This is a genomic window from Streptomyces cinnabarinus, assembly GCF_027270315.1.
In the GTDB taxonomy this organism is placed as follows: domain Bacteria; phylum Actinomycetota; class Actinomycetes; order Streptomycetales; family Streptomycetaceae; genus Streptomyces; species Streptomyces cinnabarinus.
Map to the genome: position 1 here is coordinate 2,382,942 of NZ_CP114413.1, position 21,523 is coordinate 2,404,464.

Sequence of the window (21,523 nt, forward strand, 5' to 3'; positions counted from 1 at the left end):
ATAGATGATCATCAATCCCGGGGTAGTCTGCTGAAGCGCCCACGTCCCCTAGCCCCCCGGGTCGCTCATGGCTGTCCTCACTGCAACTCTGCCCCGCCCTGCCCTCCAGAAGCGTCCGCTGCCACAGCGCGCGATACGAGCCCTGACCGGCATCCTCATCGGATACCTCGTCCTGTGGGCCATCGGCGCGGGAGGCATTCTCGGCCTCTCGTTCTGGGCCAAGGCAGAAACCCCGGCACCTGCCGGAACCCGCACCGTCCAGGGTGTGCACAACTTCCAGCCCGTCAGCTCCGACGGCAAGCTCTGGCGCGGTGCCGCCCCCTCGCCCGCCGGTTACCGCGCGCTGGCGAGCATGGGCATCACCACCGTGGTCGACCTGCGGGCCGAGGACCTGAGCGCCAACCAGCTCGCCGGACCCGGCAAGGCCGGACTCGACGTCGTCCGGCTGCCCATCAGGGACGGCCAGACGCCGACGTCGCAGCAGGTCCAGAAGCTGCTGGACACGGTCAAGAACGCCTCCGGCCCGGTGTTCGTGCACTGCGGCGCGGGAGTCGGCCGTACCGGCGCGATGGCCGCGGCCTATCTGGTGCAGACCGGTGAGGAGTCGTCCGCCCAGGCGGTCCGGCGCAACCTCGCGGTCGGACCGCCCTCGATCGAGCAGATCTACTACGGGCTGAACCTCAGCCCCAGCGAGGTCGAGCAGCCGCCGCTGCCGGTCGTGGTGGTCAGCCGGCTGGTGGACGCCCCGCGGCGGATCGCCTCCTGGTTCTGAGACACACGATTGCGAGGCCCCGTCATATCGGCCTCCATCAGCGGTGGTTCATCAACTCAAGGTCGTAGCAAGGTCGCGGCAAGGTCAAAGCAAGATCAGCGTAAAAGGGCACAGGCCTCAGGAGAGCAGGAAGTCGGCCACCCCCGCCTTGGCGCCTTCGATGAAGGCCGTCATCTCGTCGGTGGTGTAGATCAGCGCCGGCCCGTCCGGGTCGGTCGACTGACGGACGGCGATCCGGCCGTCGGCCAGCTTCATCGCCTCCAGGCAGTTCCCGCCGTTGCCGCCGCTCCACGGCTTGTGCCAGCCCTCGCTGCCCAACTCCCGCGCGGGCATGCCGTTGTAGACGGGTATGCGTGGCTTGATGCGATCCATTCACAGCTCCTTGCGGAGATCCCGGAGGATCTCCTTCGTGCGATGTGCCGTAGCGGCCTGCGCCGCCATGCGGTCCATGACCTCCAGGTGGGTCGCCACCTCGGGGCGCGCGTCGAGGTAGACGGCACCGGTCAGGTACTCGCTGTAGACCATGTCCGGCAGTTCTGACATGGCGAATCGGAACAGCACGAAGGGCCCGTACGTGCCGGGGTGCGGTCCGCTCTCGAAGGCGGCGACCTGCAACGTCACATTGGGCAGCTTCGTCACTTCGAGCAGCCGGTCGATCTGGGCTCGCATCACCTCCGGGCCGCCGACCTGGCGGCGCAGCACGGTCTCGTCCATGACGAACCACAGCCGGGGCGCGTCGGGACGGGTGAGCAGTTCCTGGCGGTTCATGCGCAGCGCGACATGGCGCTCGATGTCGTCGGGCTTGGTCTGGCCGATAGCGCCCGAGCGCAGCACCCCGCGCGCGTAGTCCTCGGTCTGGAGCAGTCCGGGCACGAAGTGGGGCTCGTAGGACCGGATGAGGCTGGCGGCCCCCTCCAGGCTGACGTACATCGAGAACCAGCCCGGCAGGATGTCGTGGAACCGCTGCCACCAGCCCGGCTGATTGGCCTCCTCGGCCAGCCGCACAAAGGCGTCGGCCTCCTCGTCACCGACCCCGTAGGCCTTCAGCAGCAGCTGGAGGTACGGGATCTTGAGGGCGACCTCGGCCATCTCCATACGGCGGATGGTGGCGGGGGCGACACGCAGGACGCGGGCGGCCTCCTCACGCTTGAGCCCGGCGCGTTCCCGCAGGTCCAGCAGGCGCCGGCCGAGGACGACCTGGCCGACCGTCGGCGCGGACCGCGGCTCGCTCACGCTCCCACCTCCACCAATGAATTGCTGACAGCCCTGCGGCGCCATTCGAAGACCTATTCGAAGACCTGGGCGGGTCTCCGTCGATCTCAATTGGCGCCGCTCGACATGCTGTTGCGAAGCAGTGTGCCACGGCCTTCCACACCGTCACACAGCACTCTGCAATTTTCAGAGTGACACTTGCCAAGTGTTCACGGCGGGGCGATAGTGGCAAGCGTGATTCCGTCCGCGCCCTTAGGAACAGACGCCGCCGCAGGCCCGCTCGGCCTCGGCGCCGCCACGGTCGTAGGCCCCCAGCGGGGCCCTGTCGAGCGCCGGTTCCGTTTCGAGCTGGCCGCACATCCGGGTTCCCCCGCGCAGGCCAGACGCCTGACGAGAGCCCGGCTGACCGGCTGGTCGGTCTGCGAGGACACGTGCGACACGGCGGCCCTGGTCGTCTCCGAACTGGTCACCAACGCCATCGTGCACACCGCGAGCAGGCATATCGTCTGCGAGCTGCACGACGGCGACGACCTGGTGCGCATAGCCGTGCGCGATCAGGGCTGCGCACCGGGTGAGCCCCATCCCGCGGCCCAGCGCGGCGACGAGGAGCACGGGAGGGGATTGCTCCTGGTCGATGCCGTCTGCCATGCGTGGGGTGCCCATGAGCACGGGCCCGGACTGCTCGTCTGGGCGGAACTGCCGCGCAAGGCGGACACGCCTCGCGAGGACACGGGACCGCGCAATGACCTGGGCTGGGGGGCCCGGCCGAAGCCAGGTCCCGCCGGGGGTTCCGACGGTGACGACGAGGACGGGGGTCCGGCGTGAGCGTCATGTCCGGCGGGCAGGTGCTGAGTCTGGACACGCTGGTCAGGCTGCATCGGGGGTTCGCTACGCGGGTTGAGCCCGCGAAGTTGGCAGTGCCCGACGGGATGACCGCGCCGCTGGGATTCGACGCGGTGGCCGTGCCCGCTCGTCTCGGGCCGTTGATTCTGCCTCGGCTGCCTCAGGTGGGGTGCGTCTACGCCGATGACGCGTACTGGTGGTGGATCGTTCCGGCTGACTCCGATTACGCGCTGGAGTGGCCCTCACCGACTCGGTATGTGACGGGGGCTGTGGTTCCGGATGCGGTGCGGTTGATTCATCGGCCGGACGGGACGGTGCCGTATACGCCGCCGATTCCCTTTTACTTGGCTCTCTGTCGGCTTACGGGTACGACGCCTTCCTGGACTCGGCAAGTCAGCGCATAGTTCGTCTGCGGCGCGGTGGGGGCTGGTCGCGCAGTTCCCCGCGCCCCTGCAGGTTCGCTTCGCTTCCCCCTGTTTGCGCCCTGGTCCCCAGCCCTCTCGACCGCGATAGTGGCCCTCCGGCTATCGGGGGAGGCCATGTGGCCGAGGTATCCGAGTCCGAACAGCTGCTCTTCGGGGGGCCGCTGCGGTACGACACCGGGTGGAATCAGCACCGTGACGCGTTTCTGGAGTTGAACTTCCGGTCCATGGTCCGGCGGTTGCCCGGGCTGCTGACCTCCAGTTTTCGGCTCGCCTGGCAGGCCGATCGGAATGCCGCGCGGACCGTGCTGGCGGCCGAGGTCGGGCGGGGGCTCGCCCAGGCCGTGGGACTGCTCGCCGTGAACAGTGTGCTGGGGCGGCTGATCGGCGCCGGGGAGATCGAGGACCGGCTGCGGGAGGCCGCACCGGCGCTGATCGTCATGGCCGCCGTCATGCTGGTCGGAGCGCTGCTGGGGGCGGCTTCGACCTACGCCACCGGGCGGCTCGAACCGAAGGTGGAGCGGGTGGCCACCGAGCTGTATCTGGAGCGGGCGGCGGCCGTGGAGCTGGCCGCGATCGAGGACCACGCCTTCCACAAGCTGCTGGACACCGCGCAGTACGGCGCCTCCTCGGCCCGGCGCATGATCGCCTACAGCGCCCGCGTGGTGAACGCGATGATCTCGCTGATCGCGGCGGCCGGCGTGCTGACCGTGCTGCATCCGGCGCTGCTCCCGCTGCTCGCCACGATGACGCTGCCCAGCGCCTGGAGCGCCCTGACGAACGCCCGGCGCCGCTACGAGTCCTTCCACACCTGGGTGCAGCACGCCCGCGCCGGCCATCTGATCAGCGGACTGCTCACCGAACCGGCCGCCGCCCCGGAGATCCGGGTGCACGGCGTCGGCCCGTTCCTGCTCCGGCACTACCGGGCCATGTCGGAGACGGCCGAGGCGGAACAGGCGCGCCTGGCCCGGCTCGCGGCCCGCACCGGCCTGATCGCGGCCGCCTGGACCGGCCTCGCCACGGTGGCGACGTACGCGACGCTCGGCGGGCTGCTGCTGGCCGGGGCGATGGCGCTGGCCGTGGCCGGAACCGCGGTGATCGCCATCCGGACCGGCTCGGCGAGCCTGGACAGCCTGGTGCTGGAGATCAACCAGTTGCACGAGGAGGCCCTGTTCGTGGGCGATCTGCAACGGCTGTACGTCGAGGCGGCCGAACGGGCGATCCCGGTCGGCGGTGAGCCGCTGCCCGAGGAGCCGCGGGAGATCCGCTTCGAGAACGTCAGCTTCAGCTATCCGGGTGAGGCCACCCGGCCCGCCCTGGACGAGGTCACGCTCAGCCTGCCGCTGGGCCGGATCGTGGCGCTGGTCGGGGAGAACGGCTCCGGCAAGACCACCCTGGTCAAACTGCTCGCGGGCCTGTACCTCCCGGACCGGGGCCGGATCCTGTGGGACGAGGTCGACGCGGCCTCGGCCGACCGGCACCAGCTCGCCGAGCGCATCGCGATGGTGGCCCAGGACTTCAAGCGGTGGCCGTTCACCGCGCGGGTCAATGTCGCCGTGGGACGGTCCGCGGCGCCGCTGACCGAGGAGCGGCTCGCCGAGGCGGTCGCCGCGGCCGGGGCCGAGGAGGTGGTGGCCGATCTGCCGCGCGGCCTGGACACCCTGCTGGCCCGGGAGTTCAACGGCGGACACGAGCTGTCCGGCGGGCAGTGGCAGCGGCTGGGGATCGCGCGGGCCGCCTACCGGCGGGGCCGGATCCTGATCGTGGACGAGCCGACGGCCGCCCTGGACGCGCGGGCCGAGCTGGAGGTCTTCGACAAGATCCGCGCCCTCGCCTCGGCCGGGCAGACGGTCGTCCTGATCACCCACCGGCTGGCGTCCGTGCGCCACGCCGATCTGGTGCATGTGCTCGACCAGGGCCGTCTGGTGGAGTCCGGCAGCCCCGACGAACTGCTGGCCGGTGGCGGTCTCTACGCGGAGCTGTACGCGCTCCAGGCGGAACAGTTCACCACCCGGCTGCCCACCCAAAAGTCGGGCCGGTCACCTGCCGCCGCCCCGAAGGCGGGCTGAACTCAGGCCGCCGCGTCGACGACCGCGTCACCGCGCACGATCACCAGGAAGGCGTCCGTCGCCAGGTCCATCACGACCTCGGCGGCCAGGCCTTCGCGGCGCCGCGCCTGTGCGAACTCCTCCGCCGGCCACGAGCCTCGCGGACCGCCGGCGGGAAAGCGTTCGAGCACTGTTCGCCCGTTCACCCTGCACCTCCCTGTAGCGCTGTACTCGAAGAGTTAAACGCCAACGGCGGGGTGAACGCCTCGCGAAGTGACGGTACTGAGACAAAGCTGACAGCCTTGCCCTGTTTTCGGTTACTTTCCGCGTCAGTCCTCGTACTCATCGTGATAGCGCGGGCGTTCGCTCCCCGGGACCGCCCCCAGCGCCGTCAGTTCCAGGAAACTGGTGGTCGAGCCCAGGCCGTCCAGTCCCCGCTCGAAGGCCGAGTAGGTGTGGAACACCCGGTCGCGGTCCCTGAGGAAGCAGCTCACGCCGGGCCGCTCCACCAGTTCCCCCTCGTGCTCCCGGGTCACCTCGAAGTCACGGTTGAAGTCGGTCCCGTAGGACGAGAACCAGGGCAGGCTCCAGCCCATCCGCGCCTTGAAGGGCAGGATCCTCGTGTACGGCGCCCGGGAGACGGCCACGAACGAGGTGCCGCGGGCCCGTAGATGGGCGAGATGGCCGACCTGGTCGAGGAAGGCCGCACAGTTGCGGCAGCCTGCCTCCCACTCGGGGGCGAACATGAAGTGGTGGACGACGAGTTGGTGCCGTCCCTCGAAGAGGTCGAGCAGCGTGGCCTTGCCGTCACCGCCCTCGAAGACGTACTCCGTTTCGATCTCGACCATGGGCAGCCGACGCCGCTCGGCGTTCAGCGCATCACGCGCGCGGGTCGCTGCCTCCTCCCTGAGCAGTAACTCCTCGCGCGCCGCGCGCCATTGAGCACGCGAGACGATCTCCGGAAGCGACATGGGCCCCTCCTGCTACGACGGTCCGTTCTGGGTGCTGACCGGCGGGAGGGGCGGAACTCATCGCTCGGACAGAAGATTTTCTCCCCGAGTTCCAGGGTTCGTCCCGTACGTCACGTCCAGCGCGACCAGCCCGCGGGCGCGCAGGGAGGGCCGCCACCGTACGTCGGCCTCCGCGAGTTCCAGCCGGGGGAACCGTTCCAGGAGCGCGGCCAGGGCGATCTCGGTCTCGGCGCGGGCCAGCGGGGCGCCGAGGCAGTGATGGATGCCGTGTCCGAGGGCGAGATGGCCGGAGGCGTCGCGGCCGAGGTCGAGGCGGTCGGGGTCGGGGAAGCGGGCGGGGTCGCGGTTGGCGGCGGCGAGGGAGAGCAGGACGGTCTCTCCGGCGGGGACGGTCACTGCGCCGATCGTGACGTCCTCGGTCGGGAACCGCCGGATGGCGAGCAGGGCGGGCCCTTCGTGGCGGGTGAACTCCTCGACGGCGGCCGGGATCCGGGAGGGGACCGCGCGAAGGGCGGCGAGCTGCTCGGGGTGGCGCAGCAGGCCGAGGACGGCGTTGCCGATGAGCTGCACGGTGTTCTCGTAGCCCGCGAAGAGGATGAGGAAGGCGAGCGACATCAGCTCGTCCTCGGTGAGCCGGTCGCCCTCGTCGCGTACCGCGATCAGGTCGGAGAGGAGGTCGTCGGCGGGGCGGCGGCGCTTGTCGGCGAGGAGCCCGGTGAAGAAGGCGAGCATCGCCGCCACCGCCTCCTTGGCGGCGCCGGGCCGTGCCGGGTCGGGGACGACGAGGCTGTCGGTCCAGGTCCGGAAGTCGCGCCGCCGCCCGTCCGGGACGCCGAGCAGATCGCAGATGACGGTGATGGGGAGCGGGGCGGCGTAGGCGGCGACGAGGTCGGTGCTGCCCTCGCTGCCGAGGGCGTCGAGGAGCCGGTCGGCGGTCTGTCTGATCGGCGCCCGCAGTCCCTCCACGCGCCGTGCGGTGAACGCGCGCACGACCAGCCGGCGGATGCGGGTGTGGTCGGGCGGGTCCATGTTGAGGAGGTTGGCGTCGAGGGCGGGCGGCAGCGCGAAGCCCCGGTAGTTCCCGGGCGCCGCATGCCTCTTGTCCAGCGAAAGACGCGGATCGTTGAGCGCCGCGCGGACGTCCTCGTACCGGGTGACGAGCCAGGCGGGGTTGCCGTCGGTCCCCGCGATCCGGTGTACCGGCGCGCTCTCCCTGAGGCGCCGGTTGACGTCGTGGGGCTGGTCGATGAGGCCGTCGGCGAGATCCATGGACGTCAGCCTATGCGTCGTACTCCTGGATCCGCCTGCCGTGACACTGGTCGAGGAGCCCGGGCAGCCGCTGCCCCAACTCCCCTGCCACGGCGGCGACATCGAGAGTGAGCAGCTCGCGGTCGCGCATCAGGATCCGCCCGTCGACGATCGTGGTGCGCACGTCGGAGGAGCGGGCGCTGTGCACGAGGGTCGCGGCGAGGTCGTGCACGGGCTGGGTGTGCGGTCCGCCGAGGTCGACGAGGATGATGTCGGCGCGGCGGCCGGGCGCGAGGGAGCCGAGGCGGTCGCCGAGGCCGACGGCGCTCGCGCTCTGGAGAGTGGCGTGGTGCAGGGCTTGACGGGACGTCAGCCAACGCGGGTCGCCCGTGGTCGACTTCTGGATGAGCGCGGTGAGCGCCATGGACTCCCAGACGTCGAGGGAGTTGTTGGAGGCGGCGCCGTCGGTGGCGAGTCCGACGGGGATGCCGAGTTCGTGCAGGGCGCGCACCGGGGTGGTGTCGGGCCAGGCGAACCTGAGGTAGCCGCGGGGCGCGGTGGCGACGGCGACACGGCCCGGTGCGTCGCGGAGCAGGGGCAGGTCGTCGTCCAGGATCCCGGTGCCGTGCGCGATGAGGACGTCCGTGCCGAGGATCCCGGTGCGCTCCAGGACCCCGATGGGCGTGACGCCGTGCCGGGCTAGGGACGCCTCGGACTGGTCGCGGTTCTCGGCAGCGTGCAGATGCACCGGCAGCCCGTGTTCACGGGCGAGTTCGGCGGTGGCGGCGAGGTCGGCGTCGGTGACGGTGTAGGGGGCGTGCGGGGCGAGGGCGGTGGTGATACGGCCGTCCGCCGCGCCCCGGTGCCGGAGCGCGAACTCCAGTGACCGCTCGCGTCCTTGAGGCCCCTGGGAGGAGAAGAACGCCTCGCCGAGCTGGGCCCGCAGCCCGCACTCGGCGACCACGGCGGCGACGGCGTCCATCGCGAAGTAGTGGTCGGCGAAGCAGGTCACCCCGGCCCGGATCATCTCGGCGCAGGCGAGCCGCGCCCCCAACTCGACGTCCCGCTCCACGAGGTTGGACTCGACGGGCCAGACCACGTCGTTGAACCACTCCTCGATGGGCAGGTCCTCGGCGATCCCGCGCAGCGCGACCATCGGAGCGTGGGTGTGGCAGTTGATCAGCCCCGGCATCGCGACCTGCCCGCGAGCGTCGATCCGCTCCACCGCAGCTCTGTCCACCACCTCTCCGGCATCCGTGACGCCCTCGACGACGCCGTCCCGTACGACGATCGCCGCATCCTCCCGGAACCCGGTCCGTTCTTGATCGTCGTGCACGAGGACGGTGCATCCGGTGATGATGAGATCCGCGACGGTCGGCGTCATACGGCCAACGTACGGCGGCGTACGGGTGCCGTGTGAGCCGATCCGCGCATGTCGTCCTGGCTCTGTCACGGCCCGCGCCGTTCCAGCACCCTGGCCTCACCAACGCCGCCGCGACGGCCTTCCGGAAAGGGGCCCCGCATGCTCCTCGGTACCTGGAACCTGGAGAACCTGTTTCTGCCCGGCCGCCCGTCGGGCCCCAAGGACAAGGCCGCCTACGAGACCAAGCTGGCCTCCCTGGCCGCCGTGATCACCGAGCTGGACCCGACGCTGCTCGGCGTCCAGGAGGTCGGCGATGTCGCCGCGCTGCGGGACCTGCTCGGGATGGTGGGCGGTGACTGGCACACGGCCGTCTCCGAGCATCCCGACGGCCGGGAGATCCGGGTCGGCTTCATCAGCAGGGTGCCGTTGCGGGTGCTGGCCGACACCACGGCGCTCCCGCCGAAGCTGCGGCCGGTGCAGGTGGACGACACGGGCGGGGAGACCGGGCAGACGGGCCGGGGGCTCCTGGCGGTGGAGGCGGACACCGACTCCGGGCCGGTGCGGGTGGCCGTATGCCATCTGAAGTCGAAGCTGCTGTCCTATCCGGGGGGCCGTTTCCAGCCGCGTGACGAGGGTGAGCGGGCCCGTTTCGGGGCGTACGCCCTCTACCGGCGGGCGGCGGAGGCGGCGGCGCTGCGGGCCCTGGCGGACGAGCTGCTGGCGGGCGACGGCCGGGAGCGCGACGTGGCGGTCCTGGGCGACCTGAACGACGAGGTCCAGGCGGCCACCACCCAGATCCTGCTGGGCCCGCCCGGCTCCGAGGTCGGCACGGGCGGCTTCGGCCCCCCCGACAAGGGCGACGCGGCGCGCCTGTGGAACATCGCTCCCCTGATCCCCGCCGAGCAGCGCTTCTCCCGTGTCAACTCGGGCCGACGCGAGCTGATCGACCACATCCTGCTGAGCCACCGCATGATCCACCGGGTCACGGCGGCGGGCACCGGCCTGCCCGGCACCGCCGCCCCGCACCTGCCGTCCATCGGCCCGGACCCGGAGAAGCGACGGGGAGAGCCGGGGTCGGACCACGCTCCGGTGTGGGTGCGGCTCAGCTGACGCGCGCGTAGCCGCGGTCCCGCAGCGCCGCCAGCTCGTCCAGGAGCCCGGTGAGCTGCTGGGCGTACCGGGGTGCCAGGCTGCCGGAGTCGTCGAGGTGGACGGCGCAGGCGGTGGTGGCGTCGACGAGCCGTTCGAGCGTGCCGGCCACTTCCTCGGTGCCCGCCGAGTGCCGGGCGAGCGTGGGCAGCTCGGCGGCGGCCAGGGCGATGGCGGCCCGCGCCTCGGCGAGACTGCGGTACGCCTCGCGCCGCAGGACCCAGCGCCCGGCACGGTCGTGGGACGCGTGCAGGACGTGCCCGAGATAGCGGTGCGCGGCGCTCTCCGCGGCCCCGAGCCGGGCCAGCACTCCCCCACCGCGCTGCCCGGGCATCGGCAGATGCCCCACGACCAGGACGATCACGCAGGCCAGCAGGGTCTCCCCGATCCGGCTGACGGATGCCTGCGGCTCGCCCCCGATCATCACCAGGGCGAGGACGAGCACCGTCACGACACCGGTCTGGGCGGCGAAGTGCCGGGTGGCGACGGGAATGAGGGCCCCGCACACAGCGACGAGCGCGATCAGTCCTTCCGGGCGGGGCAGCACGGCGGCGAACCCGGCGAAGAGCAGCGCCCCGAGCACGGTCCCGGCGGCCCGGCACAGCACCCGTGACAGCAGCGGCCCGAGATCGGGCTTCACCAGGAACACGGCGGTGGCGGGCAGCCAGTACCAGTGGGTGTGGTGAAGCGCCTGCGCGACGGCGGCACTGGCCCCGAAGCACAGAGCGACCCGCAGCCCGTACTCCCGCCCACCCGACCCGAGGACGACACGAATCCGCATGGCGAGCGACCGCGGACGGGTGTGCAGATCCGCCCCGTCGGCCCGGTCAAAGGCCTCGGCGGCCCGCAGCAGGGCGTCATCGAGAGCGCGCAGCGCGGGCACTGCCCGGGAGGGCGCGGGCAGCGGCCCGGTGGGCGTGTTCGCGCGTACGGCGGAGGCGAGCCGCCGGGGCCCTTCCGCGGCCCGGGCCGGTACGGCCTGCCCCGCCCAGGCGAGCGCGGTGGCGGCCTCGGCGAGGGGCAGCGCGGCGGCGTACTGCGCGTGCAGCCGCCGCTCGGCGGAGGAGGCGTACCGCCGCAGCCGGGGTCCGGCGAGGGCGTCCTGCGCATGATCGAGCGCGGCGGTGAGCGCGGCCCGCCGCGAGGTGGCGAGGTCGGTCCCCACGGCTTCGAGGAGCGAGGCGACGGCGTCGTAGACCGCGCCGACGGCGTCCCGCTCCCCGTCGAACCGGAAGTCGAACGAGGAGCCGAGCCGGGAGTCGACGCGGGAGTCGAACCGGGCCTGGAACCGGGCGCGGAACGGGGCGCGGAACGGGGCGTCGAGCCGGAAGCCCCCGGCAAAGGCCCCGGCGAAGGCCCCCGGCCCGGGCAGGACCAACCGCAGCAGGATCAGCCACCCGGCCCCCGCCGCGTAGGCGAGCCCCCGCTGCCACCCCACCTCCGGCAACGGCATCCCGGCCCCGACCGCGGCGGCGACGAGCACCTGCGTCCCGGCACCGGAGGCGACCGGCCCCACGGCACTGACGCTCCCCGCGAGCAGCCCGACGACCGTCAGCAGGACGGTCAACCCGACAGCGCCGAGGGCGTCCCCGCCATAACTCCCGAGCACCATCCCGCCCGCCCCGGCCAGGCCGGGCACCCCCAGCCGCCGCACGGCGGCCCGTCGGCCGCCGGGCCGGTCGGCAACCCCCGCGAGCATGGCGGCGATGGCGGCGACGACTCCCAGGGAAGCCCGCCCGGCGGCCACAGCCGCCAGCACCAGCACCCCGGCCCCGAGCCCGCCCCGCACGACGCCACTCCACGGCACGGGTCCGCGTTGAGCGCGAAGCGCGTGGGCGATCCAGGGCGGCAGGACATGCGCGGGGCGGTACACGGGGCTCCAGTCGGCAGGAGGGCGGGGGATGCCTTCGGGCGACGATGACCGGGCTCGGGTACGGGTCCGACGCTAGATCGCGAACTTGGAGATTGCGGAACGGACGTATTACCTGCGTGTGACGATACGTGCCAATGCCACGTTCTTTATGAACGCAATGGCTCTGCGTCCGCCATCGCCTGCTCGAACAGCAGCGCCGCGTCGGCGGCCGCCCGGCTCAGCGACACCCGCCCGGCCCCAAGACCCCTGATGAGATCATCGACGCCACGCAGCCCCGCCCGCTCCAGCAACCGCTTCTCGTTCGTCACCCACTCCCCCCGCGCCGCCAGCACCCCGTGCCCGGCCTGCGTGGCCGCCGTGGCCAGCGCGCCGGTGAACTCGGTGAGACGGCCTGCCGGGACATGGTTGGCCTCGGCATACACGAGCGTCGCCCCGGCTGTGCCGTACCACCGCTCCGAGGCGGAGTGCCGGAGCTTCTCCGGATAGGCCGCCGGACGCGGCAGCTCGCCCCTCAACACCCGATTGATGGCCAGCTCCGCAACGACCAAGTAGCTGGGAATCCCCGCCAGATGGAAGAGCAACGGCTCCACCCGGAACCGCCCCTCCTCCGCCTCCGCCAGCTCATGCTCGACGACGTCGAGATCCCGGTAATGAACGTCCACCCGATGACCGTCGATCGTCAGCCAGGCCCCACCGTTGAACACACCTCCGCCCCAGCCCCCGATCTCGGAAACCTCCCCCGGCCAGCCAACCGCCCGAAGATCATCAGGATCGAACGAACCGCGGTAGTAGACAGCCAGATCCCAGTCACTGTCAGGCCGCTCGGTCCCCTGAGCCCGAGATCCACCCAGAGCAACCGCGCACACGGCGGGCAGGGCAGCCAGACGATCGGCGGCATTCTCGAGAAAGTCGGTCATGGTCATCTCCCGGCGAGGTGAGGGTCAGGCTTCCCACAGGTCTCGGTGGCGGTGGCGGGTGGGCGCGTGATCGAGGGCTTGGGACGCGTCCTGAAGCATGCCCGGCAGCACCGCTGCGAGGTCCTTCACGGCCGCCCTGCGGAACGACTGAAGCGCCGCCCTCGCCCGCCTCTCGTACGGGCCGGCCGATAGCGTGCCGAGGGTCCTGGGGTAGGTGTACGCGGCGAAGCTGCGCCGCACCGGCATGGGGCGGGGTCGGCGGCCCTCGCGTTCGGCTCGCGCCAGCTCCCGGTGGGTGTAACGGAGTTCGGGCAGCGAGTGGGCCGTGCACGGGCCCGTCACGCCGTACGGCCAGTAGGGCGGGGCCGTGCGGTGGCGGGGCGGGGTGTGGTGGGCGGTTCGTGACATGAGTGGGATCAAGGTTCGCGGGGTGCGGGCGAGCGTACAAGTGGATATCTGTGAGGGCGGGAAAATCGGGTGCGTTGGCGGCGTTCGCGGCCGAGGATCAGTAGGTTGCCCGTCGTTCGTTCCGGGAGTTGTCGTGATTCAGCGTGTCACCAGCCCTGTGCTCTTTCCTCCGCCGACGTACTCGCACGTCTCGGTCGTCGAGGCCGGTACCAAGCTCGCGTTTCTCGCGGGGGCCGTGCCGCTGGACGCGGAGGGGAAGATCGTGGGTGAGGAGGATCCGGTGCGGCAGGCCGAGCAGGTGGTCGCCAATCTGAGGGAGCAACTGGTCGCCGTAGGGAGCGACTTGGAGCATGTCGTCGCTACGGATGTGTACGTCGTGAGCAGTGAGACGTCCGTCCTGTCCTCCGTGTGGGAGGTCGTCGAGGCTTCGGGGCTCAGTCTCGGGCCGCACTCGTCCACCCTCATCGGCGTCGCCTGTCTCGGCTACACGGGGCAACTGGTGGAGATCACGGCCACCGCGGTCGTACCGGAGGAGGCCCGGTGAGCACCCTGCGGCGGGCCACCGCCGACGACGCCCTCGCCGCCGCCGACGTCTGGCTGCGCTCCTTCGGCGCCGCGCTGCCGACCGTCGTCCGGCCCCACTCCGACGACGAAGTGCGCGACTACTTCAGGGAGTTCGTCGTGCCCCGGCAGGAGACCTGGGTCGCGGAGAACGGTGGTGCGGTCGTCGGGGTCATGGTGTTGCACGGCGAGCTGCTCTCGCAGCTCTACCTCGACCCCGACTGGCGCGGGCGCGGTCTCGGTGACCGCTTCGTGCGGCTCGCCAAGGAGCGCAGTCCGCACGGGCTGAACCTGTGGACCTTCCAGATCAACAAGCCCGCCCATCGCTTCTACGAACGCCACGGCTTTGTCGCCGTCGAGCACACCGACGGCAGTGGCAACGAGGAGCGGGAGCCGGACATGCGGTACGTGTGGAAGCCCGGGGAAATGGGCAGGTCCGAGCAGCCGCTCAAGAGCTAAGGTCGGGACATGGCTTCCGACGGAGATGACGACAAGGCCGCCGAGCGGGCCGCGCCGCAGTCCGGTGAGAGCGTGCGCGTCGACAGCTGGATCTGGGCGGTACGGCTGATCAAGACCCGTTCGCAGGGCGCCGCCGCCTGCAAGGGCGGCCATGTCCGGGTGAACGGCGAGCGGGTCAAGCCGTCCCACACCGTGCGCGTCGGCGACGAGGTACGGCTGCGGCACGAGAACCGGGAGCGGATCGTCGTGATCAAGCGCCTGATCCGCAAGCGGGTCGGCGCCCCCGTCGCGGTCCAGTGCTACGTCGACAACTCCCCGCCGCCCCCGCCCCGCGAGGCCGTCGCCCCGGCCGGCATCCGGGACCGCGGCACCGGCCGCCCCACCAAGCGGGACCGCCGCGATCTGGAACGCCTGCGGGCTCTGGAGAAGGGCGGCCGCCCCGGCCCGCACTGACGTCGCCGGACCCGGACGTACGGCAGCGGCCGCGTCCGCACCGGGCCCGGGGCCCGTCGGACACGACCGTCGCCGTACGTACCCGGGTCACGCCCGCCGCGACACCAGCCGCAGCAGCTCGGCGTTGTGGCCGCGCCGCGCCCAGGCGATGAGGGAGAGCGGGATGATCAGGATGAGCGGCGTGGCCGCGTTCTCCCCGTCGAAGGAGGTCAGCGTGACGATGAACGCCCCGACCATCAGCGCGCTCAGCGCGATCCCCGCCACCGACTGGAGCACCGGGATCAACAGGGCGACGGCACCGGCGAGTTCGAGCGCCCCGATGGTGTACATGCCCGCGCTGCCCCAGCCCAGCTCGTCGAAGGCCTCGACCGCCGTGGAGTGCGCGATCAGCTTCGGCAGGGCGCTGGCGACGGCGAAGAACAGCGCGAGCAGGATCTGCAGCCCACGCAGGGCGATCCTGGCGCGGCGCCCACGGGCGGTGGCGGACTCGGCGATGACGGGGGCGGAAGCGGGGACGGGAGCGGTGGTCTCGGACATCGGGGTCTCCTGTGTGCGTACGGCGGTGTGTGTCGTGTCGCTGTCACAGGGATAGACCCCGGCCCGCCGCGAAACTCATCGCCGTACGGCGGAAGTTGACTCACCCGGTTCCTCGAAGGGGAACCAGCCGTGCCCGATGTACCAGTGTCCTCCCGCCCGCAGATGGTCCCCCACCGCCCGCTCCACCGCCGTGCGCCGCGGCAAGCCCTCGATCGGCAGCTCCGGGTCGCCGAACACGAACTGCACCGGCTCGGTGTCCGCCTCCTCGGCGTCCTCGTGCCCGACCCGGAACCGCTCCTGAAAGCGCACGATGTTGGAGTCGGCCGGCAGATACCGCTTGAGCTGCGGATCGAGCAGCCAGGAGTGGCAGGTCGCGGCCGAGTACCGCTCCTCGGGGAAGTGGCGCGTGAAGAACTCCCGGGCCAGCGCCAGGGAGCGGTCGACAGCCGCCGGCGTCAACGGCCCGTGGAAATCGGGGATGTGGAGGTTGAGGCACGGCGTGTCCGGGGCCGCGTCGAGCCACTTTCCGGCACGCGTCCGCTCGAACTGGAGCCGCCCCAGCTGGTACAGCTCGCCCCGGAAGTGATGGGTGAGCCACCTCGGCGCCTGTACGCCCGCCCGGTCGTACCGCCTGCGGTGAACGGCCATGTTCCGGCCGAGGTCGGCGAGCGTACGCCGGGTCACCTCGGCGGGGACACCGCGTTCGCGGTGGTACGCGCGTGTGTGGGGCAGCGCCGCGACGAAGACGTACACGGGAAAGCAGCGCTGCAGGGGCCCGGCGGGCCAGTCCAGCTCGGGCAGCTCGACCCGCGCGCCGACCTGCCCGATGTCCCGCACCAGCTCCTCGACCGACGCCTCCAGGAGCCGTCTGAGTTCCGGATCGTCGGTGACCCTGCGGCGCATGCGGACCAGGACTTCGATGTCCTCGTGCGGTACGGCGAGGTCGATCAGGACTTCGGGCAGCTCATCGGCGTCCGGCAGCGACAGCGGCACCGCACACCCCCTTTTGGTGAACGCCTCCTCGAAGAGTACGTTCCGAAGGAGGAGTGGTGATCCCGATGCGTACGGGCAGTGAACCCTTGACCGCGCGCAGTGCCCTGCGGACGCGGTTCTGGCTGAGTGTGTGGGGGCTGGTCTGGGCGCTCTTCGGCACGGCGGTCTTCGCACTGGTCGGCCGCACGGGCTGGGCGGTGGCCTGCGGGGTCCTGGCGGTCGTCGTCGCCGTGGACATGGGGTTCATCGTCCGCCACATCCACCAGGGCCCGCACTACCAGCCGGGCCCCGACATCCCGCCGTACAACCCGCCCGACCGGCGCTGACCCTCAGGACTCGAACCCCGCGGCCTTCACGTACCGCGGGTTGGGGTCCAGCGCGGCCGCCAGCCGGAAGTGCCGGACGGCCTGGTCGCCACGCCCCTGCCGCTCATAGGTGCGGGCGAGCGCGAAGTGGGCGAACGCGTTGTCCGGCTCGCGCTCCAGCACGATGGTGAACTCCAGCTCGGCGGGCCGCAGTTGGGCCGCCGCGAAGAAAGCACGCGCGCGCAGCAGCCGGGCCGCGGTGTTCTCGGGGTGCGCGGCGATGACACCATCGAGCAGTTTCACCGCGCCCCGCGGGTCCCGCGCGGCGAGCAGCTGCTCGGCGGCACGGAAGTCGATGACATGCGTCTCCGGAGTGCGTCCGGTGGAACCGCTGGTCTCGGGCACGGCAGAGTCCTTCCCTTACTGAGGGGCTTCAACGCCCCGACGAGGGGCGGCTATTCCTGAGCGGCCCCGGCCCGGCGCTCCAGCTCGTCCCACACCTCCCGCACCCGGCGCTGAAGCCGGTCCAGGGGTACGTCGTTGTCGATGACGAGGTCCGCGATCTCCCGGCGCTTCTCCCGCGACGCCTGAGCGGCCATCCGGGCGCGGGCGTCCTCCTCGGTCATCCCGCGCAGCCGCACCAGCCGGTCCAGCTGGGTCTCGGGGCTCGCGTCGACGACGACCACGAGGTCGTACAGCGGCGCCAGGCCGTTCTCCGTCAGCAGCGGCACGTCGTGCACGACCACGGCGTCCTCGGCGGCGGCCTGCTCCAGCTCGCGTGAGCGAGCGCCGACGAGTGGGTGCACGATCGAGTTCAGAACGGCGAGTTTCTCGGGGTCGGCGAAGACGATGGAGCCGAGCCTGGGCCGGTCCAGGCTCCCGTCCTCGGCCAGCACGTCCTGGCCGAAGGCCTCGACGACCGCGGCGAGGCCGGGGGTACCCGGCGCCACGACCTCCCTCGCGATGCGGTCCGCGTCGATCAGTACGGCGCCGTGTTCCACGAGGAGTCGTGACACCTCGCTCTTTCCGGCGCCGATGCCGCCGGTCAGGCCAACTTTCAACATGGCCCGAGCTTAGGGCCTGCCGCGTCGGCGTCAGTTGTCGCCTTCTCGTTCCGCCAGGAACCGCTCGAACTCCTGCCCGATCTCGTCCGCCGACGGGATGTCCACCGGCTCGGCGAGCATGTTGCCCCTGCTCTCCGCGCCCGCCGCCGCGTCGTACTGGTGCTCAAGGCCCTGCACCAGCGCCACCAGTTCCTCGTCGCCCTCCTGGATCTGGCGGTCGATCTCGGTCTGGGTCCGGTGGGCCTCGGTGCGCAGGGCGTGGGCGATGCCCGGGAGGACCAGGCCGGTGCCGGCGGTGATGGCCTCCAGGACGGTCAGGGCCGCGTCCGGGTACGGGGAGCGCGCGATGTAGTGCGGGACGTGCGCGGCGACACCGAGCACCTCATGGCCGGCCTCCATCAGGCGGTACTCCAGCAGCGACTCGGCGCTGCCCGGCACCTGCGCCTCGTCGAAGGGGCTGCGGTGGCCCGGGACGAGGTCGGTGCGGTTGCCGTGCGGGGTGAGGCCGACGGGCCGGGTGTGCGGGACGCCCATGGGGATGCCGTGGAAGTTCACGGACAGCCGGACGCCGAGCCGCTCCACGATCTGCTGGACGGCGGCGGCGAAGCGCTCCCACTCCACGTCCGGCTCGGGGCCGGACAGCAGCAGGAAGGGGGCGCCGGTGGCGTCCTGGACGAGCCGTACCTCGATGGCCGGAACCTCGTACTCGGTCCAGCGGTCGCGCTTGAACGTCAGCAGTGGGCGGCGGGCTCGGTAGTCCACGAGCCGGTCGTGGTCGAAGCGGGCCACGAGCTGGTGGGGCAGTGAGTCGAGCAGCCGGTCGACGATCTGGTCGCCGGTCTCGCCCGCGTCGATGTATCCGTCGAAGTGGTAGAGCATGACAAGGCCCGCCGACTCCTGCGCCAGCGCCATGTCGACGACGGCCAGGCCCTTCGGCTCCCATGCGTACAAACCCTGCGGATCAAGCACAGTGACCGCTCCTCCTCGTGTTCCTACTGAACAACGCGGAGGCGGGCAGGGGCATTCCCCCGATCTTGAAAGTAAGGGGAAGAACAACTCCCTGAGGGGCGCGGGGCTGTATCGATTTGCGGCTCCGCCGCGCGGGCGCGACAAGCCCCCATCGGCCCGCAGCCAGAACGCCAAAGGGGCCGCACCTCGAAAGGTACGACCCCTAAGAGCCTTAACTGCCCTCAGCTAGAAGCTGACGTCAGCTCTGACCACCGGCCAGCTTCTCGCGGAGAGCCGCAAGCGCCTCGTCCGAGGCCAGCGCGCCGGAGTTGTCCGGGCCCTCGGAGGAGTACGAGCCACCGGACGCGGCCGGAGCCGCACCCGCGGCGTCGCCACCCTCGGCGGCAGCGGCAGCGTCGGCCTCGCGGCTCTTGATGACCTGCTGCTGGTGCTGCTCGAAGCGGGTCTGCGCCTCGGCGTACTGGCGCTCCCACTCCTCGCGCTGCTTCTCGTACCCCTCGAGCCAGTCGTTGGTCTCGGGGTCGAAGCCCTCGGGGTAGATGTAGTTGCCCTGGTCGTCGTAGGACGCGGCCATGCCGTACAGGGTCGGGTCGAACTCGACCGACGCCGGGTCGGCACCGAAGGACTCGTTGGCCTGCTTGAGGGACAGCGAGATCCGGCGACGCTCCAGGTCGATGTCGATGACCTTGACGAAGATCTCGTCGTTGACCTGGACGACCTGCTCCGGGATCTCCACGTGGCGCTCGGCCAGCTCGGAGATGTGGACCAGACCCTCGATGCCCTCGTCCACGCGGACGAACGCACCGAACGGAACCAGCTTCGTGACCTTGCCGGGCACGACCTGGCCGATCTGGTGGGTGCGGGCGAACTGCTGCCACGGGTCTTCCTGGGTCGCCTTCAGCGACAGGGAGACACGCTCGCGGTCCATGTCGACGTCGAGGACCTCGACGGTGACTTCCTGGCCGACCTCGACAACCTCGGAGGGGTGGTCGATGTGCTTCCAGGACAGCTCGGAGACGTGAACCAGACCGTCGACGCCACCCAGGTCCACGAAGGCACCGAAGTTGACGATCGAGGAGACGACGCCGGAGCGCACCTGACCCTTCTGAAGGGTGGTGAGGAACGTCTGGCGCACCTCGGACTGGGTCTGCTCCAGCCAGGCACGGCGGGACAGGACCACGTTGTTGCGGTTCTTGTCCAGCTCGATGATCTTCGCCTCGAGCTCCTTGCCCACGTAGGGCTGGAGGTCGCGGACGCGGCGCATCTCGACCAGGGAGGCCGGGAGGAAGCCGCGGAGGCCGATGTCGAGGATGAGACCACCCTTGACGACCTCGATGACGGTACCGGTGACGATGCCGTCCTCTTCCTTGATCTTCTCGATGGTGCCCCAGGCGCGCTCGTACTGGGCACGCTTCTTCGAGAGGATCAGGCGGCCTTCCTTGTCCTCCTTCTGGAGGACCAGGGCCTCGATCTCGTCACCGACGGCGACGACCTCGTTGGGGTCGACGTCGTGCTTGATCGAGAGCTCGCGGCTCGGGATGACACCTTCGGTCTTGTAACCGATGTCGAGGAGAACCTCGTCCCGGTCAACCTTGACGATGACGCCGTCGACGATGTCGCCATCGTTGAAGTACTTGATCGTCTCGTCGATAGCGGCGAGGAAGGCTTCCTCGTTACCGATGTCGTTGACCGCAACCTGCGGGGTGGTGGCGGTGGTCTCGGTGCTGCTCGTCATGTGGGAAAGGGCTCCGGTACGGACATTGAAGTCGTAGGTACTGCTACGCCGGGAGCCCGTATCGCTCTGAAGAAGCCGGACAGCCAAGGAAGCGCGCCACCAGCCAAAACCAGTGATGCGCCTCGAAAACCGAGGGGACATACAACAGATGCGAGCGCAGCCTGCTACGTCTGAGGTGCGCAGGCCCGCAGCGCAACTTGTAGCATACGGGGGCAGCCGGGCAGGGTCAATGCGCGAAGGCGCACACCCGGGGCGGATCGCCGCATTCCCGGCACAAAACCTGTCTCACGAGGCCACGCGCGCGTCATGGCGCCCCATTCATGACGGTCGCCATGACGGCCGCCGTGACGGGTTGCACGGAAGAGTACGACGAGGGAGCCGATCATCCAAGAGCCCGTATCCACCGAGACCGCACATGGATCCGAAGCCGAGCCGGAGGCCACTCGGCGTGCCGCCGGGGTCGCGGAGAGTTCCCGGGCCAACCGCGGCTGGTGGGACCGCAACGCGGACGAGTACCAGATCGAGCACGGCACCTTCCTCGGCGACGACCGCTTCGTCTGGGGCCCCGAGGGCCTGGACGAGGTGGAGGCGGAGCTGCTCGGCCCGCCGGAGGAGCTGAAGGGCAAGGCCGTCCTGGAGATCGGCGCCGGCGCGGCCCAGTGCGCGCGCTGGCTGGCCGCGCAGGGCGCCCACCCGGTCGCCCTGGACCTCTCCCACCGCCAGCTCCAGCACGCCCTGCGCATCGGGTCCTCCTTCCCGCTGATCTGCGCGGACGCGGGCGCGCTCCCCTTCGCCGACGCCTCCTTCGACCTGGCGTGCTCGGCGTACGGCGCGCTGCCGTTCGTGGCGGACCCAGTACTGGTCCTGCGCGAGGTGCGGCGCGTACTGCGCCCCGGTGGCCGCTTCGTCTTCTCCGTCACCCACCCCATCCGCTGGGCCTTCCCGGACGAGCCGGGCCCCGAGGGCCTGTCGGTGTCCGCCTCGTACTTCGACCGCACGCCGTACGTCGAGCAGGACGAGGAGGGCCGGGCGGTCTACGTCGAGCACCACCGCACGATCGGCGACCGCGTCCGCGACATCGTGGCGGCCGATCTGCGCCTGGTGGACCTGGTCGAGCCAGAGTGGCCGTCCTGGAATTCCTCGGAGTGGGGCGGCTGGTCCCCGCTGCGCGGAAGCCTCGTCCCAGGGACGGCGATCTTCGTCTGCGTACGAGACTGAACG

At 71.0% G+C, this 21,523-nt stretch carries 25 protein-coding genes; 10 read left to right on the forward strand and 15 right to left on the reverse strand.

Annotated features, from left to right (window positions below; all coding sequences use genetic code 11):
• Positions 1–67: 67 nt before the first annotated feature.
• Complete coding sequence (locus STRCI_RS10760) at positions 68–772, forward strand: fused DSP-PTPase phosphatase/NAD kinase-like protein (protein WP_269658657.1); 705 nt, start codon at positions 68–70, stop codon at positions 770–772.
• A 117-nt stretch (positions 773–889) separates the two neighbouring features.
• On the opposite strand, the gene STRCI_RS10765 is transcribed toward STRCI_RS10760, so the two are convergent.
• Both STRCI_RS10765 and STRCI_RS10770 read right to left on the reverse strand, forming a co-directional pair.
• Positions 890–1,144, reverse strand: coding sequence for a DUF397 domain-containing protein (locus STRCI_RS10765; protein ID WP_015661207.1), 255 nt, complete (start codon positions 1,142–1,144; stop codon positions 890–892).
• Positions 1,145–2,005 (reverse strand): helix-turn-helix domain-containing protein, encoded by an 861-nt coding sequence (locus tag STRCI_RS10770; protein WP_269658658.1) that lies wholly within the window; start codon positions 2,003–2,005, stop codon positions 1,145–1,147.
• A gap of 204 nt (positions 2,006–2,209) precedes the next feature.
• Here STRCI_RS10770 and STRCI_RS10775 point away from each other — a divergent pair, with 204 nt between their 5' ends.
• From STRCI_RS10775 to STRCI_RS10785, 3 genes are all read left to right on the forward strand, one after another.
• Positions 2,210–2,809 carry an ATP-binding protein gene (locus STRCI_RS10775; RefSeq protein ID WP_269658659.1) on the forward strand — a complete coding sequence of 200 codons (600 nt, stop codon included), beginning with the start codon at positions 2,210–2,212 and terminating at the stop codon, positions 2,807–2,809.
• Entirely contained in the window at positions 2,806–3,231 is a 426-nt protein-coding gene (locus STRCI_RS10780; RefSeq protein WP_269658660.1) for a hypothetical protein, read from the forward strand. Before STRCI_RS10775 ends, STRCI_RS10780 begins: the two co-directional genes overlap by 4 nt.
• 137 nt (positions 3,232–3,368) lie before the next feature.
• Positions 3,369–5,318, forward strand: a complete 1,950-nt coding sequence (locus STRCI_RS10785; protein ID WP_269658661.1) for an ABC transporter ATP-binding protein — start codon at positions 3,369–3,371, stop codon at positions 5,316–5,318.
• A gap of 2 nt (positions 5,319–5,320) precedes the next feature.
• On the opposite strand, the gene STRCI_RS10790 is transcribed toward STRCI_RS10785, so the two are convergent.
• From STRCI_RS10790 to STRCI_RS10805, 4 genes are all read right to left on the reverse strand, one after another.
• Positions 5,321–5,503, reverse strand: a complete 183-nt coding sequence (locus STRCI_RS10790; RefSeq protein WP_269658662.1) for a hypothetical protein — start codon at positions 5,501–5,503, stop codon at positions 5,321–5,323.
• 123 nt (positions 5,504–5,626) lie between these two features.
• Entirely contained in the window at positions 5,627–6,268 is a 642-nt protein-coding gene (locus tag STRCI_RS10795; RefSeq protein ID WP_269658663.1) for a DUF899 domain-containing protein, read from the reverse strand.
• A 57-nt stretch (positions 6,269–6,325) separates the two neighbouring features.
• A complete protein-coding gene (locus tag STRCI_RS10800) occupies positions 6,326–7,537 on the reverse strand; it encodes a cytochrome P450 family protein (RefSeq protein ID WP_269658664.1) in 1,212 nt (403 codons plus the stop codon).
• Positions 7,538–7,547: 10 nt separating this feature from the next.
• On the reverse strand, positions 7,548–8,900 hold the full coding sequence (locus tag STRCI_RS10805) for an amidohydrolase (protein WP_269658665.1): 1,353 nt from the start codon (positions 8,898–8,900) through the stop codon (positions 7,548–7,550).
• 138 nt (positions 8,901–9,038) lie between these two features.
• Between STRCI_RS10805 and STRCI_RS10810 the strand changes: the two genes are divergently transcribed.
• Positions 9,039–9,989, forward strand: coding sequence for an endonuclease/exonuclease/phosphatase family protein (locus tag STRCI_RS10810; RefSeq protein ID WP_269658666.1), 951 nt, complete (start codon positions 9,039–9,041; stop codon positions 9,987–9,989).
• On the opposite strand, the gene STRCI_RS10815 is transcribed toward STRCI_RS10810, so the two are convergent.
• From STRCI_RS10815 to STRCI_RS10825, 3 genes are all read right to left on the reverse strand, one after another.
• Complete coding sequence (locus STRCI_RS10815) at positions 9,982–11,901, reverse strand: FUSC family protein (RefSeq protein WP_269658667.1); 1,920 nt, start codon at positions 11,899–11,901, stop codon at positions 9,982–9,984. The genes STRCI_RS10810 and STRCI_RS10815 overlap by 8 nt on opposite strands.
• A 146-nt stretch (positions 11,902–12,047) precedes the next feature.
• A complete protein-coding gene (locus STRCI_RS10820) occupies positions 12,048–12,818 on the reverse strand; it encodes a nucleotidyltransferase domain-containing protein (protein ID WP_269658668.1) in 771 nt (256 codons plus the stop codon).
• 24 nt (positions 12,819–12,842) lie between these two features.
• A complete protein-coding gene (locus STRCI_RS10825; protein WP_269658669.1) occupies positions 12,843–13,226 on the reverse strand; it encodes a hypothetical protein in 384 nt (127 codons plus the stop codon).
• 133 nt (positions 13,227–13,359) lie between these two features.
• Between STRCI_RS10825 and STRCI_RS10830 the strand changes: the two genes are divergently transcribed.
• Genes STRCI_RS10830 through STRCI_RS10840 form a run of 3 tightly spaced genes read left to right on the forward strand, consistent with a single transcriptional unit; the run spans position 13,360 to position 14,699 of the window.
• A complete protein-coding gene (locus STRCI_RS10830; protein ID WP_269658670.1) occupies positions 13,360–13,770 on the forward strand; it encodes a RidA family protein in 411 nt (136 codons plus the stop codon).
• Positions 13,767–14,246, forward strand: coding sequence for a GNAT family N-acetyltransferase (locus STRCI_RS10835; protein ID WP_269658671.1), 480 nt, complete (start codon positions 13,767–13,769; stop codon positions 14,244–14,246). The genes STRCI_RS10830 and STRCI_RS10835 overlap by 4 nt, the downstream gene beginning before the upstream one ends.
• A 9-nt stretch (positions 14,247–14,255) precedes the next feature.
• Positions 14,256–14,699, forward strand: coding sequence for an RNA-binding S4 domain-containing protein (locus STRCI_RS10840; protein ID WP_269658672.1), 444 nt, complete (start codon positions 14,256–14,258; stop codon positions 14,697–14,699).
• An 87-nt stretch (positions 14,700–14,786) separates the two neighbouring features.
• Here STRCI_RS10840 and STRCI_RS10845 read toward each other — a convergent pair whose 3' ends face one another.
• Entirely contained in the window at positions 14,787–15,236 is a 450-nt protein-coding gene (locus STRCI_RS10845; RefSeq protein ID WP_269658673.1) for a DoxX family protein, read from the reverse strand.
• 75 nt (positions 15,237–15,311) lie between these two features.
• Positions 15,312–16,229, reverse strand: coding sequence for an acyltransferase domain-containing protein (locus STRCI_RS10850; protein WP_269658674.1), 918 nt, complete (start codon positions 16,227–16,229; stop codon positions 15,312–15,314).
• A gap of 65 nt (positions 16,230–16,294) precedes the next feature.
• On the opposite strand from STRCI_RS10850, the gene STRCI_RS10855 reads away from it, so the two are divergent.
• On the forward strand, positions 16,295–16,555 hold the full coding sequence (locus tag STRCI_RS10855; protein WP_269658675.1) for a DUF6343 family protein: 261 nt from the start codon (positions 16,295–16,297) through the stop codon (positions 16,553–16,555).
• A gap of 3 nt (positions 16,556–16,558) precedes the next feature.
• Here the strand turns inward: STRCI_RS10855 and STRCI_RS10860 are convergent, their stop codons facing one another.
• The 4 genes from STRCI_RS10860 to rpsA form a co-directional block, all read right to left on the reverse strand.
• Positions 16,559–16,939: a tetratricopeptide repeat protein gene (locus STRCI_RS10860; protein ID WP_269658676.1), complete on the reverse strand. Its 381-nt coding sequence runs from the start codon at positions 16,937–16,939 to the stop codon at positions 16,559–16,561.
• A 50-nt stretch (positions 16,940–16,989) separates the two neighbouring features.
• Complete coding sequence (gene coaE, locus STRCI_RS10865; RefSeq protein WP_269658677.1) at positions 16,990–17,598, reverse strand: dephospho-CoA kinase; 609 nt, start codon at positions 17,596–17,598, stop codon at positions 16,990–16,992.
• A 30-nt stretch (positions 17,599–17,628) separates the two neighbouring features.
• Positions 17,629–18,567, reverse strand: coding sequence for a PAC2 family protein (locus STRCI_RS10870; protein ID WP_269658678.1), 939 nt, complete (start codon positions 18,565–18,567; stop codon positions 17,629–17,631).
• A 238-nt stretch (positions 18,568–18,805) separates the two neighbouring features.
• The gene (gene rpsA / locus STRCI_RS10875; RefSeq protein ID WP_015661187.1) at positions 18,806–20,302 is read right to left on the reverse strand and encodes a 30S ribosomal protein S1; all 1,497 of its coding nucleotides are present in this window, start codon (positions 20,300–20,302) and stop codon (positions 18,806–18,808) included.
• 381 nt (positions 20,303–20,683) lie between these two features.
• Here rpsA and STRCI_RS10880 point away from each other — a divergent pair, with 381 nt between their 5' ends.
• A complete protein-coding gene (locus STRCI_RS10880; RefSeq protein ID WP_269664526.1) occupies positions 20,684–21,520 on the forward strand; it encodes a class I SAM-dependent methyltransferase in 837 nt (278 codons plus the stop codon).
• Positions 21,521–21,523 lie beyond the last annotated feature (3 nt).